Below are 15036 nucleotides of genomic sequence, written 5' to 3' on the forward strand. Positions count from 1 at the left end.
CGGTATCGGCGCCATTCTTCTCGGAGTTTGCCGGTACAACTGTCCACTTAAATTTGTGGGCGCATCGCTGGCTAAGCAATATCCCAGCTTCTTTAGCGCTGGGCAGCCTGCTGTCGTCATATGCGGTGTGCGCACAGCTAATGAATGTTAAGGAGTGAAGTACCGTGGCCAAGGGCAAGCGTACTTTCCAGCCCAATAACCGTCGTCGTGCACGCGTGCACGGTTTCCGTACTCGCATGCGTACCCGCGCTGGCCGTGCCATCGTTTCCGCACGCCGCAACAAGGGTCGCAAGTCCCTGACTGCCTAAGTAAGGCATTGACGTCCCCTCCACCCCAAGAATCTTGGGGTGGATTGTCGTAGGGGCGTCAATTAAAAGAAAGAGCCACCACAGTGCTAGCTCCTAAGCACCGGCTTCGGTCAACTTCCCTTTTTGGGAAGACGATCCGGAACGGCCGGAAGAAAGGTAGCCGCACTGTGGTGGTTCACGTTTTAGTGGGGGGTGAAGGGGCCGAGGCTTTGCCGGCACCCTTACAAGAGGCAGCCACAGCTGGACCGCGAATGGGACTGGTTGTCTCCAAAGCCGTTGGAAACGCTGTGACCAGGCATAATACATCACGCAAGATTCGCCATGCCTTTCGGACTGTATTAGATGAAGGCAAACTGGATTTCCCAGTTGGAACAACTTTGGTGATCCGCGCTTTGCCGAAGAGCGCCGAGGCAAGCTTTGAGGAGTTGGTCGGTGATGTGCGTAGCTGCATCCGACGGGCCCTCCCCCGGTGACGGTGCAGAAGGCACGGTTAACGCGCACGAGGGTAAGTCGCGGAAGCGCGGCCTCGGAGCTCGAATGGCTCGCCGAGTAATCCTTGGTTACCAAAGTTATGTTTCACCCCTTAAAATGGGGCCAACGTGCCGTTTTGAACCTACGTGCAGTAACTACGCTTTAATCGCTATCGGCCGACATGGTCTGATTAAAGGGTCAATACTTACGCTAGGTCGATTGGCCCGCTGTGGGCCATGGCATCCGGGAGGTTGGGATCCTGTCCCTCCTCGTCGTCCCTTGCGCCTGTGGAGCAGGCGACACCGTTAGGCTGTTCGTTTGTGGAACTGCTAGCTGGGTCGTCAGCAACATAGGCCTTACTAGACCAATATCAGGAGAAACCTCGAGTCGCCATGGATTTTATTTATTATCCAGTGTCCGGCGTTTTGTGGTTCTGGCATAAGCTGTTCAGCTACGTCCTCAGCCCGGACTCGGGATTCACGTGGGCGCTAGCGATCATGTTCCTCGTTTTCACCATCCGTATTTTGTTGGTGAAGCCGATGGCCAATCAGCTGCGCTCGTCCCGCAAAATGCAAGAAATGCAGCCGAAAATGCAGGAGCTGCAACGCAAGTACAAGAATGATCGACAGACGCTAGCGATCGAGATGCGCAAGTTGCAGAAGGAAATGGGCGTTAACCCTTTGGCTTCCTGCTTGCCGATGCTGGTGCAGATGCCGATCTTCCTTGGCCTGTTCCACGTGCTGCGTTCCTTTAACCGTACCGGTAATGGTGTGGGCCAGTTGGGGATGTCCGTTGAGGAAACCCGAAACACGCCAAACTATTTCTTCGGAGTAGATGAGGTTCAATCGTTCCTCGATGCGCGTATCTTCGGTACCCCGATTTCTGGCTTCATTTCCATGGATCCTCAGAACTACCGCGCGTTCTCCGCTGATGGCGTGGTGGACTTTACGCGAACCAACATCATTGTTGTTGTCGTGCCGATGATGCTCGTAGCGTCTGTTCTGATGCACTTCTCCGCACGCATGTCTATGGATCGCGCTGCAAAGCGCCGCAAGGCATCCCCGGCTAAGGGGAATGATCCCAAGGCTCAGCAGATGCAGATGCAGATGGACATGATGCAGAAACTCATGCTCTGGGTTATGCCGGTTCTTTACCTGCTGGGTGGTTTCGCATGGCAGGTTGGCCTGGCTCTGTACATGGTCACGAACATGACGTGGTCCTACTTGCAGCAGTTCTTCCTCTACAAGAAGATGGATGCAGAAGAAGAGGCCGAGAAGGAGGCAGTTGCCGCTTCGAAGCGTACCTCTGCTCCTAAGGTCGGAGCGCGTCCGAATAATCCAAAGAAGAAGGGCAAGAAGCGGAAGTAGCTCGCTACTGTACGTTGCCAATTACTTATAGAACCGTCACCTATGAGGTGGCGGTTTTTTGTTTGCCCTGCTCCCCTTCCCGGGTGCTGTCGTTCCGGCTAGTGGCTATAGAATGGGCGGAGTACATCAGTTTGAATGTTTCACGTGAAACATTCGGCGTGGTTTCACGTGAAACATGCCCATCCTCCCACCTTTTGAAGGAGTGCCCAGATGGCGAATCAGGACGATTCCACCGTTGCCAACCCTCAGTTGGGTGAACCACCAGCGATAGCCGAGGACGTGTTTGGGGATCGGCTTCCCCTCGCTCGTGTATATGCAGAGTTTCTAGCATCTGCCGGGATAGAGAGAGGTTTGCTCGGTCCGAGAGAGGTGCCGCGTATCTGGGAACGTCATGTTCTTAACTCTGCAGTCCTTGGCGAAGTAATCGATCCGGGTCAGCGAGTGATCGACGTTGGATCTGGTGCGGGTCTTCCGGGCATACCGTTGGCTATCGCACGCCCGGATCTTAAGGTTCAACTTCTAGAGCCGCTGTTGCGTCGTTATAACTTTCTCCAAGAGATCAATGATGAGCTTGAGCTGGGTTGCGATGTTATCCGTGGCCGTGCGGAAGAACCAGATGTGGTAAGAGCCATTGGTGGCGCCGATGTAGTTACCTCCCGCGCAGTTGCGCCTTTAGGGAAACTGGCTCGTTGGTCTATCCCCCTAGTTCGAGTCGGTGGTGCGATGAAGGCTTTGAAAGGTGGTTCTGTCGCAGAGGAATTGGAGCGTGACGCAAAGGAGATTTCAAAGGCCGGTGGTGGCGAGGGAACCATTGAGCTGGTTGGTGAGTCTAAGGTTGCTGAGCCGACTCACGTCATCATAATTCCTCGCGTGAAATAGGCATCGATTCATTGGAGACCTTCAAGTTTCAATATTGGTAAAAGACTCAGGGGCACGCCATGATCTCCTTGAACGTGCCACCTATTCCTAGCCTTGTGCTCTCGTTGAGACGTAGGACAGGCTGCATTATTCTTTACGTACACCCCGATGTTTCACGTGAAACATCGGTTCTCGACTTCAGGATTGGACGTAAATGTCGAATATCGACATGGATGACACACCCATTGGTCGCGCAGCTCGACAAGCGGCGCGAATGAAGAACCCAAATCGGAACCAGCTTCCGAAGCCGCCAAAGTGCAGAAAGATTACCATCGCCAATCAAAAGGGTGGAGTAGGTAAGACGACTTCTACCGTTAATTTGGCGTGGTCTTTAGCGCTGATGGGTATGAGGGTGCTTGTTATTGATCTTGATCCGCAGGGAAACGCCTCCACTGCGTTAGATGCTGTTCATCATGCTGGGACTCCCTCAAGTTACGAGGTTCTCTTGAATGAGATGACTATCGATGAGGTTATGCAGGGCAACAGAGACAACGACAATATCTTCTGTGTGCCTGCAACGATTGATCTCGCGGGAGCCGAAATTAACCTTGTTAATGAGGTACGTCGTGAGTACCGACTTGCCACGGCTTTGAATGACTCATGGTTGGAAGAACAAGGTTTTGACTACGTCTTTATTGACTGTCCCCCGTCGCTTGGACTGTTGACTATTAACGCCATGGCGGCCGTAGATGAGGTTCTGATTCCGATTCAGTGTGAATACTATGCGCTCGAGGGCGTGACCCAGCTTATCGATAATATCGCCATGATTCGTGAGAGTCTGAACCCAAATCTTCATATTTCTGGTGTACTCCTAACCATGTATGATGGCCGTACGAAGCTATCACTGAACGTTAGTGATGATGTGCGCACGCATTTCGGCTCGGTTGTTTTGGATAACCACATACCTCGCAACGTAAAGGTGTCCGAGGCGCCAAGTTATAACATGACCGTGCTTCAATACGATGGCGGTGCTCCCGGTGCCCTTGCCTACTATGACGCGGCTAAGGAATTTGCGGAACGTGGCGACTACGTTCCATCCCCAGAAACGGCCCCCATTGGGATTGCCCCAGAACTCCACGACGGTGGTGTTCAATAGTGGGGAAAAACAATAAAGCGGGTTCAAAATTGTCTAAGAAGAGCTCCAAACAAGTGAAGTCAAAAGATGACAAAGCGCCTTTGAATCCTTCGAACGCTGATGACTCGAAGATGATGCCTCAACCTAGTAAACCAGCTGACAATCCAAACGGAGATGCGGCTACTGCTACTCAGCGCATGCCTTCTCCGAGGAATAGAAAGCCACAAATGCCCTCCCCCAGTGCCGTTGGCAATCAGCGTCGCGGTGGGTTGGGTCGCGGCTTGGCCGCCCTCATCCCGACTGGGCCAGCTCGACCGTCTCTTGGCGATGGTGCCGCAGACATAGTTCTCGGCAATAGCTCGGCGACTAGGTCTACGTCTGAGGCGAACGGCTTAACAACTGCGGCTGGTGAAAATAACGCTTCGTTCCCCCAGTCAAAAGTCAACACTACGGATACGCCATCTACCTCCCCCAGTATTAAGAAGGGCGAGCATCGTACATCAGATGATGTAAAGAATTTTGCCTCGGAAAAACCTGCTCAAGAAGGTGTTGAGAGGGGTACCTCAGGTATAGGAGCGAAACGTCACAGTGACGTTTCGGATGGTCCCAACGCAGCCGACCAAAATAGTCGAGGATCAATTTCCGGTCGCTTCGACGAGCCGAACACAGAAGACAATGTTTCACGTGAAACATCGACAGAGGATTTTGGTGCTTCGTACCAAGAGATCCCGCTGGAGGCTATTCGCACGAACGCGAAGCAGCCCCGTGAAGTTTTTGATGAAGAAGCGCTACAAGAGTTGGTGCACTCCATCAAGGAATTCGGCCTTATGCAACCGATTGTGGTGCGTCGTGCTCCCGATGAGAACTCGACCTATGAACTCATCATGGGTGAACGCCGATACCGTGCCGCTAGTCGCGCAGGCTTCGACGTAATTCCTGCAATCGTTCGCGAGACCGCTGACGATGAGATGCTCCGTGACGCTCTCCTGGAGAATATTCATCGCGTACAACTCAATCCGTTGGAAGAAGCGGCTGCGTATCAGCAGCTCATGGAGGAGTTCGGTGTAACTCAAGAGCAGCTGGCAAGAAAGATCGGACGTTCACGGCCGCTCATTACGAATATGATTCGTCTACTGCAGTTACCCGTTTCTGTACAGCGACGAGTCGGTGCAGGTGTACTCAGCGCCGGTCATGCCAGAGCGCTCTTGGGTTTGAAGCTCGGGGCTGAAGCTCAGGAGAACTTGGCTAATCGCATTGTGACAGAGGGTATGAGTGTTCGAGCCACTGAAGAAGCGGTCACTTTGCTCAACCGGGGCGATAGCGGCGAATTGAACTCCAAGAAGACCATCCGAAAGCCTCAACAACTTCCGGATGAGGTTTCTAACTGGGTAGATACCGCCTCAGATGCGCTGGAAACCAAGGTTTCAGTGCAGATGGGGAAGAAAAAAGGAAAGATCGTTGTTGAGTTCGGTGGGCCTGAGGATTTCGACAGGATTATTGAGCTTTTGAAGTTCAAAAAGCATTAGTCGGGCTCCAGCGAATCAATAGAGTACCAATATTTAAAATGAAAGGTATCCCATGCCTTTGAGCGTGACTGAAGCAATTGACCAGCGCCGAGCTACACGAAAGTTTAAGAGCCAGCCTTTAAGCAAAGAGGTTCTGGACCGGGTTGTGAGGAATGCATTGGAGGCTCCTAGTGCCTTCAACGCACAAATGCGAGATCTGGTAGTTGTCCAGGATCAGAGTGTCAAGCAGGCAATTTTTGATGCCTCTGGCCAGCAGCAATTCCTAGATGCGCCAGTGGTCTTCGTGGTGGTAGGACGATCTGGAGTAGTTCCGGAGGATGCAGAAGAGATCCTTGGCGCAGATTTAACGGAAAAGGTTCGCGGTTTTAATGGCAACGCCTCTGCGGCCAAGCTACGCGAAATTGGTATTCGTGATGCAATGTTGGTGGCCGGGTTCTTGCTCCTTGCGGCTCAGGAACAAGGATTGTCTACCTCCCCTACCACTGGATGGAACGAGGAGGGCGTCAAGAAGGCTATCGGACTGGAGGGGCGAGAAGATCGCTCAATTGCATTGGTTATCGCGGCGGGTTACGCGGACGAAGAACCCGTTCACCCTGGCCGTGCGCTAAACAGGCGCGTGGATGATCGATACTAAGAAGAACGAATTCGGTTAGAAATCCCCGATGTTTCACGTGAAACATCGGGGATTCGGCTTTGAGAAAACTCTTCATTTCCGCCCGGCCGTGGGATGAGCGCTATAGGATTCACGTTGTTGGATCCTTCGGATTTATGGAAAGTAAGGACCCTGCAGCTTGCGCATCATTGATCGTCTGAACGCTGAAAGGAAAAGATGTGGAAGTAAGTATCCGCGCCATAACCCCTCAGCGTTCCGAGGATCTAGAATCAGGTGCTGCTATATCGACTTTTTGGCCGTTCCCAGCTGACTACGGCAGGAAGGGGAATGAAAACTGCGATCCGATTTTTGACAAGCAACTATGGCTGCATAACGTCATGATGGAATGGGGAATCTGCGGCTATACGGCGTTTGTGGGCACTGGAGACGCGGGTACGCACTCTGTGCCTGCAGCGACCGTGTTCTTTGCCCCTGCGCGGTATATGCAGGGCATCTCCAAGTTTCCAACTGGGCCAATTTCACCCGATGCAATCTTGCTGAGTACGGTTCATGTAGCCCTCCCATACATGGGTCTCTACCTGGAACACCAGCTAATCGATACGGTGATTACGGAGGCCCACAGGCGTGGCGTGAAAGCCGTCGAGGCTTTTGCTCGTGTAGAGGACTTTGACGAAGATCTTGCGAGGCAATTGGGCAGTGCTTCGGTGACGGAGACGGATCGAGGAGGTGTAAGCCGCCAGTACGATCAAGCTGGTGACAAAGAGGGCGAATACAGCGCCCTAGAATCCCTGAAGTATGTTCCGGAGTCCTATCGGGGATGGGAAGCGGCTGCCGAAGTACATGACGCCGCGGATGAAGACGTTCTAGATATTGCTCCCATGCTCTCCGAAGACATATTGGAAGCGGAGGGCTTCAAAGTGGTAAAACACCATCGGCGTTTCCCCCGCTATCGCTTTGAAATCAATGGAAATAATTCCTTGTTTAGCGACTTCGCAGAAGAGGATCATGCAAGGGTAAATGGACCTGAAAAGCTATCTACCGTAATCGGAGGCAAACAAGCACCTGGCCCAATGGGGAACCTACTTCTGCGGAAGCTCTTCCTGTAGAAGCTCAACAAAGCTAAACGTGCCCGTCTCGTGGACATCTTTATCCAATAGGTAAAGGCGCTTTACAGCCACAACGATCGCTTCAGCGATGGTGTCACGCATGGCGGGATCACTGAGGATCTTCATGTCGCGAGGGCTGGTCAAATAGCCTGGCACAACTTGCACAGTTGGCATACTCGTCAGACGCAAGATATCCCACGTCTGCCCGTGGTTGTAGCAATTCTGCAATGAGGTGCGGGCAACGATCTCGCGCTGGATAAAACCGGAGAGCTTTTCACCCACCATGGACGAATAGCCAGTCAGCGAACCAAAGTAAAAGGAGGCTGCACCGTTGGCTTTCTCATTAGGGTAAATATCGGTACGCAGGCTAATCATGACATCTGCGCCAAAAGCATTTGCGATGTTCGCACGATCCTGATTCGTTGGATTAGCCGATCGTGGCCGAGACAGAATAGTCTCCATTCCAGCGGCAATCATGCGCCCTTCTACCCTGCCCGCAAGGTCCCAAAGGATCTCCTCCTCGGAGATCTGCCCATAAGGACCATCGACGATATAGCCTTTGTCAGCGCCACCAAGACCAGGATCAATCACAACTCGCTTGCCCGTGAGTTGGGGTCCGGCAGAACGGATCTGTTCCTTTTCCCGGATCGATTGCGGGGAACCGCCGGTAATGCGTCGTCCTAGATAGGACAGGGCACGTAGCGTGTCGGGCCCCACCACGCCATCGTTAGTCAGACCGTAGTTCAGCTGATAATTGACAACGGCGGAATGCGTGCGCGGGCCGAAGTGACCATCGATACGGCTCGTATAAAAGCCGAGGTCGTGAAGCTGTGTTTGCAGCTGCGCAACATCGTCGCCGACAAATTGATTGCTCTGCAGGGAAAGCACTCGAGCGCCTAAGGTGTAGGAGGCTTCTCGAAGGGCACGCAGGGTGCCTGGGGTAATGGCACCGTCTGCGATGATTCCACGCTGCTGCTGAAACGCTCGAAGCGCTTCAGCCAGAACCTCGTCAAACACCTCTTCTTCACTAGTCCAGCGCTGTGCTTTGCTACCGGTCGCGTCCCCCGCGTACCCTTCCAGCAGTCCCAAGCGTGCCAAGGTACCGCGTACCTCAGCGACGCGCGGACTGCGGTCTCCGACGTGGAGAAGCAAACGATCCACTGGGCTCAACACTCCAATTCTCTAAAGCTCTTTGGTGCTGGTCGAGCACCCTTAGCGCTGTTCTAAGTTATGTGCGACGAGGTATTGATCTCGCCTTGTTCTCGCCCACTCTTATTGTGATCTAGATCACTACCGCATTCCCCTGCGAATAGAGTCGAGCCATAGGTGCAATTCTAGGGTCTATTGCGCCAATCTGCCTTATAGGCAGGTCAGGCGTGTTTAAAGTTGTTTCTCGATGGCAGCTCGAAGAGTGTCTCTATCTTGGGCGCCACTAAACTCGGCGACCTTCTTGCCATCCTTGAACACTAAGAGAGCCGGAATCGACATCACCTGGAACATGGCGCCCAGCATGCGCTCATCATCAATATTGACCTTGGCAATTGTGGCCTTGCCATCGAACTCAGCCGCCAGTTCGTCGAGAATGGGCGTCATGGCTAGGCAAGGGCGGCACCATTCGGCCCAAAAGTCGACCAGAACGGGTTGGCTAGATTCCACTACCTCGGACTTGAAGGTGGCTTGGGTAACGTTCACAATCTCGGACATAAGAGTGACAAAACTCCTGGTTGAGGCACATTCTCATTAGGTTGGAGGTTACCCTTCAACGTGTAAATATCCTATGCGCAGACGGTGGAATTTACCTAAAGGTGACCGAATGTGACCGTTCCGTTACTGGGCTGCGAGATATGCCTCGGCATCCAGGGCGGCGCGGCAGCCGGAGCCAGCCGCGGTAATGGCCTGCTGGTAATGGGAATCCACCAGGTCACCAGCGGCGAACACACCGGGCAGGCTGGTGCGGGTGGAAGGCTCCTCGACCTTCACATAGCCATTGTCCTGTAGTTCCACCTGGCCTTCGAAGACCGTCGTGCGCGGGTCGTGGCCGATTGCAACGAACATCGCATCCATTGGCACGTCCGTACGCTCTCCGGTTTGCGTATCCTCCACAACGAGTGTTTCTACGCTCTTGTCGCCCTTAACCTCTACGACCTTGGCGTTGGTCAGGAACTTGATCTTCGGATTGTTACGGGCGCGCTCCTCCATGATCTTGGAGGCGCGGAATTCATCGCGACGGTGGATGATAGTCACGCTTTCGCCGAACTTTGTAAGGAAGTCGGCTTCCTCCATCGCGGAATCGCCACCACCGATCACAGCGATCTGCTTGTCCTTGAAGAAGAAACCATCGCAGGTTGCGCAGGCGGATACACCGCGCCCCAGCAGCTCCTGCTCGCCGGGAACGTTCAGATAGCGCGGGGCGGCACCGGTAGCCAGAATCACCGCGCGAGCCTGGTACTCCTCCCCGTAGACCCACACCTTCTTGATCTCGCCGGAAAGGTCGACCTTCTCGACCTCCTCCTGGCGCAGATCAGCACCGAAGCGCTCGGCCTGTGCGCGCATTTCCTCCATAAGATCCGGGCCCATAATGCCCTTCTGGAAGCCGGGGAAGTTCTCCACCTCGGTGGTCTGCATCAGCAAACCGCCGTACTCCACGCCTTCAAACACAACCGGGTTCAGCTCGGCACGCGCTGCGTACACTGCCGCGGTGTAGCCTGCGGGTCCTGACCCGATAATGATGACGTCATGAACCTGGCCCGCACTCTGGGTGCCGGCGTCCGCGCTCGCGGCCTCCGTTGAATCGCTATTGAGAATACCGCTGGCCTGCAGGAATGGCTGGTTCATGATTATCCTTTGAGGTCGAAGATGTCGTTCACCCCAGTCTAACCGGCTGCGGCCATTCCGTATTCCTCTGCCCCACCGAGATGTTCACACATCATCCGCTTCGCGCGGTTCTTTCGTGATTTCACGGTGCCGATTGGAATGCCTAGCTGTGCTGCTGCGTGAGCCTCACTGAGTCCCCGGATCTCCGTCAGTACCACCACGTCGCGCATCTCGGGGGATAGCTGTCGCAGGCTGCGGTGCACATCCAGCCGTGCGACCGTTGCTTCTTCCCGCGCTCCTAGCGCCGGCAGCGTCCGCGTCCGCTCACTGAAGTCCTCCCGCCCCGGTTGGGCCTCACGGTTATAGCGCTGCATGTAAGACAGTGCTGCGTTGCGCATAATCGTGGCCATCCACGTGCTCACGCTCGCTGAACGTTTTCCACTAAAGCGCGAGGCAAAGCGGTGCACTCGCAACAACCCCTCCTGGTAAACGTCCATTTGATGGGCTTCGGGCACATTCACCCGTCGAAGAGCCCACCACAGCGTGCGCTGGTGGCGGTCGATCAGTTCACGAAATGCGCCGGGTTGCCCCTCGTTATGTCCGCGTAGTAGCTCGTGGTCGGTTTGCTCTGTTGGCCGTTTATGAGCCGTTTTTCTTGGTGACGCCCCCTGCATCATCTTCCCCCTTAGTATGACGTCGGAGCCGTGCCGCCCCCGTGTCACACACTTTATTCTGTGCTGAATGAAGTGTGGGGGCAAAGAACTGAACCTGTGGATAACTGCAAACGGCGCCGACCTCATTGTGAACTTCACAGTTGAGGTGGGCGCCGCTATGCGCTATGGGTTTGGCTCAGCCACAGTGCAGGTCAGCCGACGGGTTGAATCGACTGCGCGGGCTGGCGTGACTGTGCCGGCTGTGCCGGCTGTGCCGACGGTTTTGGCTGTGCCGGCTGGCGCTGCTCTGAGGGCTGGGTCGGCTGAGTAGCGCTGGAATCCTCGTCGGAAGTCGCCTGGTCGAGCCAGTTGCCGGCGGCGGAAACCTCACTGATCGTCGCGGGCTTCGGAAGCGGCAGCCCCGTAATCCAGATCAGCAGGCGATTGCCCTTTGCTGCGCTGACCTTGTCGGTATCGTACTTACCTTTTTCTCGATTGCTCTCTTCGTTTTCATTCTCGTTGCCATCGCCCTCCCCCGCTGCGGCAGATGCTCCGGTGTCGTTACCATCTGCACCATCTGCGCCACGGCTCGTATTACCCGCGCCCCAGTTGGAATCGCTGGCGCTGCCAGTACCGGCGAGGTTCACGGTCATGTCGGCAGAATCTGCCTTCACGGTCTTGAGCAGCTGAGTCTGATCCAGAGACGCCAACTTGCCGTTGCTGTCGGCGGTCGCCAATCGCAGTTCCATGGTGGTTCCGCGGGTCAGACCGCGCAGCTGAACCTGCGACAGGGCGGTGCCCTCTGGCAGCGTCATAAGCAGTCCGATTCCAGGCTTAGTGGTGCCAGGCTCGCCTCCGAGCTGCACAGTTGCGGGGTTGGACTGCCAGAACGTCTCCGGATCTCCGTCGGTAATCAGGCGCGCCAAGTCCGGTCGATCCAGCGGCCAGTCCACATCGGCGGGGAGCCACTCGAGCGGCTTGCTCAAAGGGACATCCGCAGGATCCACGCCACGCACGGCCTGCGCACCCTGACGCAGCGAGTCGGTGGACAACGGCGAATCCTTGCGGTCGCCGCCGACGACACTGACCACTGCTGCGACCAAAGCAGCGATGATGACGACGGAGATGAAAGCGATAGCCGCCGCAGCAGCCATGCCGACCGGACGGTTGCCCTCGGCGCCGAAACCAGAACGAGCACTTGGATCCGGGGTTTGATCTTCCTGGATCGCCAGCTGACCCGACTTCAGGTCTCGCAGGCTCTTCGCAGCCTTTTGCAGATCCTCCGGTTCGACCTTCTCTCCATCGAATTCGTGGATCTTCTTGTAGATACGGGTGAGCTCCTCCGGTACTTGTTCATACGGGACATGCTCAAGCAGCAGTCGCAGTGCGACGGCCACGCCGTGGGCATCCTGTGCCGTGTCATCGTGGGGCAGAACACCCGGAAAGGCCAGGACGGCTGCTCCATCAGTGCCGATGCGCACACGATCGCGGTGATCCAAGCCCAACGCAGTGCCACTGGCCTCCGCCTGTGCGGCAGCATCTGCCAGAGAGGCTACGGCGAAAGCTGCGGCCAGCGGCTCCGGCTGGCTCTCCGCCACCTTCGTCAGAGGCGAGCCCTGTACCCAACTGGAAACGATGACAACCAGATTGCCGTAGTCGATGACACGATTGACCTGCGCCATGCCCGGCGCATCGAACTGCTTGAGCTTGGCCGAGCGACGCAGCATTTCGTCCTTTGCGTGGGCCACTGCCGGGCCGTTTACAGGCACGGATACTCCGGGTTCCACCTGCGAACGGGCAAAGGCCACCGGATCCATGATCGTGAGACCCACAATGTCGCCCGTCGCCAGTTCGCGCCCCTGCCAGAAGCGGGCGGCGGACCAGCCTCCGTGGTCGGCCAGCAGACGGTAGCGGCCTTCCAGCAGCGGCGCACCCGGTACCAGGCGTGGGCCGCGCACCCGGCCAGCTGCCAATGGTGGGAGCGCCACGCCCGCCATCATGTGGTCCAGAGCAATGGCCTCGCGGGCAGCCAGTTCTTGAGGCGAGAGACGACGGGGACCAGCCTCGACGGTGGATTGTTCGTCGCTGGGGAGTGGGCGTCGAGAAGGAAGAACCCGAGACAACCCCGGAATGCGCGACAGAGCCCCCACCAGAGTTTGAATCTCTGGCAGTGGGGCGCGCACGAGGATCAACCCGGTAACACCGAGGAACAGCACACCAGCGATAAACAGGCGGACAACAAACCAGGGGTTAGCTAGTGTCTGGAATGCGTAGCGCGCCAGCACCACATCTACGCGCCAGGCGATCAGAGCACCGACCAGCGAGGAACCCAGCGCCCACAGCACCGTCATCGTCACCTTGCGGAACTGTAGATCACCTAGTGAACGCCGCAGCAGGCGATCGCCAATAATGGCACCGGCCATGAAGCCCAGGCCGTTGGCCGCACCCAGCAGCACCACGACCAAGCGAGGTTCGGTGGCGATCTGTGGGGCAATGTAGGCGAAGGCCAGCTTCGTTACGGTAATTCCGGCGATGATGAAGGTCGGCGTCCAGACTTCCTCGCGGGCATAGAACACGCGCAGGTGCAGCAAAACCAGTGCATAGGGAATCAAGGTGAACGCGGAGAAGCTGATGGTCCAGCCCAACACGTTCGCGTCATCCAGCGAGAACTCCTTATACGCAAAAAGTGCCGCGGAAATCAGCGTGCCGAAGCAAGTGAAGAACACGATGATCGGCACCATTGCCAGCATCGTTAGCTTCGAGGCGACAGTTAGGTCGCGCACCACAGCCTTGTCGTCGCCCTCCGCCGCATTGCGGGACAGGCGCGGCATCACAGCCGTAAGTAGCGTTACGCCGATCACGCCGTAGGGCATCTGCAGTAGCTGCCAGGCCTGCATGTAGATTGTCGGCGCGACCTCCCATGTATCGGAGGCGATGCGGTTGTTGAGCAGCCAGCCGACCTGGGAGATAGCCACGTACACGACGATGGCGATGGCCATGCCGCCGAAGGACTTCAGGCGCTCGTCGATACCCCACAGGGGGCGCAGGTTAATGCCGGCCTTGCGCAGGAAAGGCACCATGATCAGTGCCTGCATGACCACACCCGCAGTGGTGCCCAGGCCCAGCAGCAGGACGTGTGGATCCGTGATGGTCACATTGTCCGTCGGCTGCAGTTTCGTGTCCCGCGGCAGGAACATATACAGTCCCAGCACCGCGAGTGTGACCACGTTGTTCACCACAGGCGCCCACGCGCCGGGTTTGAACACTCCCTTGGTATTGAGGATCGCCATGAACACCGCGAACATCGCGTAGAACATGATCTGCGGCAGTACCAGGTAGGCAAATGCCGTGGACATGCCGACATTTACATGGCCCTCGGAATCCAGACTCATGCGCACCAGCAGTGGTGCACACGCCACGGAGACCAAGGTAATGACAACGGTCAGTGAGAACGTAAGCGTCAAAAGTCTTCGTATGAAGGCCTCGCCGCGATCCGCGTCCTCCTTCTCGGCGCGCACCAGCACTGGCACCACCAGCGAGGTCAACACGGCACCGAGAACCAGCTCGGTCACCAGGTTCGGCAGCGTGTTGGCGGTGTTGAACGCACTGGCCACCGCGCCACCCAGCGCCGAGGCAATGAATACCGTGCGCAGGAAGCCCGTGATGCGGCTAATCAGCGTTGCAATCGCCATAGAGCCGCCAGCGCGTACGATCTGCTCGTCACTTTGCTTATCGTTCTGATCGCTGGCCTGCCCGTTGCTGTGCCCGCTGCCCTGCTCACCACTTTCGTTGCCACCGTAGTTGCCGCTGTTGTCGTTACTGTGGTCGCTGCTGTGGTCGCCGCCGCTTGTGGCAGTGCGAAGGCTGGTTTCGCGCTCGGTCGTTGCACTCACCGTGCTGCCTGCGGCCGGGTTGCTATCGCCAACGGCTGCCGCATTGTGGGCACCGGATGCTTGGTCACCAACCATGGCAACATCGCCGTGGCCACTAGCGGAGGTCGGGTTTACCTCTGTGGAGCTTTGTGACGCCCCGTCTCCGCCCGCCGACACATCAGTCTTAGCGCGGTCTTTCTTCGGCGCTAGCGCCGGCGGCTGGGTTGCGCGGAAACGTCCACGTTGCCCAGCCGAGGGGCTAGCTGGTAGGTCTTCCCTCTCTTGCTCAGAAGTCACTACTCCATCTTTATGC

General features: G+C 56.4%; 14 protein-coding genes. 9 read left to right on the top strand and 5 right to left on the bottom strand.

Features of this window, described 5'->3' with window-relative positions; translation table 11 throughout:
* Nucleotides 1-164 precede the first annotated feature (164 nt).
* The 9 genes from rpmH to AC05K6_RS07390 all read left to right on the top strand — a co-directional run bounded on the left by rpmH (nucleotide 165) and on the right by AC05K6_RS07390 (nucleotide 7384).
* Complete coding sequence (rpmH, locus tag AC05K6_RS07350; RefSeq protein WP_005292556.1) at nucleotides 165-308, top strand: 50S ribosomal protein L34; 144 nt, start codon at nucleotides 165-167, stop codon at nucleotides 306-308.
* Nucleotides 309-391: 83 nt separating this feature from the next.
* Nucleotides 392-781, top strand: coding sequence for a ribonuclease P protein component (rnpA, locus tag AC05K6_RS07355; RefSeq protein WP_476728204.1), 390 nt, complete (start codon nucleotides 392-394; stop codon nucleotides 779-781).
* Nucleotides 782-845: 64 nt separating this feature from the next.
* Nucleotides 846-1088: a membrane protein insertion efficiency factor YidD gene (gene yidD / locus AC05K6_RS07360; protein WP_293792289.1), complete on the top strand. Its 243-nt coding sequence runs from the start codon at nucleotides 846-848 to the stop codon at nucleotides 1086-1088.
* Between the two features lie 83 nt (nucleotides 1089-1171).
* Complete coding sequence (gene yidC, locus AC05K6_RS07365) at nucleotides 1172-2146, top strand: membrane protein insertase YidC (protein WP_448307907.1); 975 nt, start codon at nucleotides 1172-1174, stop codon at nucleotides 2144-2146.
* A 210-nt stretch (nucleotides 2147-2356) separates the two neighbouring features.
* The gene (gene rsmG / locus AC05K6_RS07370) at nucleotides 2357-3025 is read left to right on the top strand and encodes a 16S rRNA (guanine(527)-N(7))-methyltransferase RsmG (protein WP_476728205.1); all 669 of its coding nucleotides are present in this window, start codon (nucleotides 2357-2359) and stop codon (nucleotides 3023-3025) included.
* A 193-nt stretch (nucleotides 3026-3218) separates the two neighbouring features.
* Nucleotides 3219-4160: a ParA family protein gene (locus tag AC05K6_RS07375; protein ID WP_476728206.1), complete on the top strand. Its 942-nt coding sequence runs from the start codon at nucleotides 3219-3221 to the stop codon at nucleotides 4158-4160.
* A 176-nt stretch (nucleotides 4161-4336) separates the two neighbouring features.
* Nucleotides 4337-5665 carry a ParB/RepB/Spo0J family partition protein gene (locus tag AC05K6_RS07380; RefSeq protein ID WP_476728232.1) on the top strand — a complete coding sequence of 443 codons (1329 nt, stop codon included), beginning with the start codon at nucleotides 4337-4339 and terminating at the stop codon, nucleotides 5663-5665.
* Nucleotides 5666-5717: 52 nt separating this feature from the next.
* On the top strand, nucleotides 5718-6299 hold the full coding sequence (locus tag AC05K6_RS07385; protein WP_476728207.1) for a nitroreductase family protein: 582 nt from the start codon (nucleotides 5718-5720) through the stop codon (nucleotides 6297-6299).
* A gap of 197 nt (nucleotides 6300-6496) precedes the next feature.
* Nucleotides 6497-7384: a hypothetical protein gene (locus AC05K6_RS07390; RefSeq protein WP_476728208.1), complete on the top strand. Its 888-nt coding sequence runs from the start codon at nucleotides 6497-6499 to the stop codon at nucleotides 7382-7384.
* On the opposite strand, the gene AC05K6_RS07395 is transcribed toward AC05K6_RS07390, so the two are convergent.
* The 5 genes from AC05K6_RS07395 to AC05K6_RS07415 form a co-directional block, all read right to left on the bottom strand.
* On the bottom strand, nucleotides 7358-8545 hold the full coding sequence (locus AC05K6_RS07395) for an N-acetylmuramoyl-L-alanine amidase (RefSeq protein WP_476728209.1): 1188 nt from the start codon (nucleotides 8543-8545) through the stop codon (nucleotides 7358-7360). The two genes, AC05K6_RS07390 and AC05K6_RS07395, sit on opposite strands and share 27 nt — an antisense overlap.
* 219 nt (nucleotides 8546-8764) lie before the next feature.
* Complete coding sequence (gene trxA, locus AC05K6_RS07400; RefSeq protein WP_448307901.1) at nucleotides 8765-9088, bottom strand: thioredoxin; 324 nt, start codon at nucleotides 9086-9088, stop codon at nucleotides 8765-8767.
* A 123-nt stretch (nucleotides 9089-9211) separates the two neighbouring features.
* Nucleotides 9212-10219: a thioredoxin-disulfide reductase gene (gene trxB, locus AC05K6_RS07405; RefSeq protein WP_473963791.1), complete on the bottom strand. Its 1008-nt coding sequence runs from the start codon at nucleotides 10217-10219 to the stop codon at nucleotides 9212-9214.
* 38 nt (nucleotides 10220-10257) lie between these two features.
* On the bottom strand, nucleotides 10258-10920 hold the full coding sequence (locus AC05K6_RS07410) for an RNA polymerase sigma factor (RefSeq protein ID WP_448307899.1): 663 nt from the start codon (nucleotides 10918-10920) through the stop codon (nucleotides 10258-10260).
* A 143-nt stretch (nucleotides 10921-11063) separates the two neighbouring features.
* Entirely contained in the window at nucleotides 11064-15020 is a 3957-nt protein-coding gene (locus AC05K6_RS07415; protein ID WP_476728210.1) for a murein biosynthesis integral membrane protein MurJ, read from the bottom strand.
* Nucleotides 15021-15036: the final 16 nt, after the last annotated feature.

It is taken from the genome of Corynebacterium sp. TUM25020, from assembly GCF_056388495.1.

What these genes read in the sequence shown, in the direction of transcription:
- yidD (WP_293792289.1), top strand. Translation starts at nt 846, where the DNA reads ATGGCTCGCCGAGTAATCCTTGGTTACCAAAGTTATGTTTCACCCCTT.
- yidC (WP_448307907.1), top strand. Translation starts at nt 1,172, where the DNA reads ATGGATTTTATTTATTATCCAGTGTCCGGCGTTTTGTGGTTCTGGCAT.
- rsmG (WP_476728205.1), top strand. Translation starts at nt 2,357, where the DNA reads ATGGCGAATCAGGACGATTCCACCGTTGCCAACCCTCAGTTGGGTGAA.
- AC05K6_RS07375 (WP_476728206.1), top strand. Translation starts at nt 3,219, where the DNA reads ATGTCGAATATCGACATGGATGACACACCCATTGGTCGCGCAGCTCGA.
- AC05K6_RS07380 (WP_476728232.1), top strand. Translation starts at nt 4,337, where the DNA reads ATGCCTTCTCCGAGGAATAGAAAGCCACAAATGCCCTCCCCCAGTGCC.
- AC05K6_RS07385 (WP_476728207.1), top strand. Translation starts at nt 5,718, where the DNA reads ATGCCTTTGAGCGTGACTGAAGCAATTGACCAGCGCCGAGCTACACGA.
- trxA (WP_448307901.1), bottom strand. Translation starts at nt 9,088, where the DNA reads ATGTCCGAGATTGTGAACGTTACCCAAGCCACCTTCAAGTCCGAGGTA.
- trxB (WP_473963791.1), bottom strand. Translation starts at nt 10,219, where the DNA reads ATGAACCAGCCATTCCTGCAGGCCAGCGGTATTCTCAATAGCGATTCA.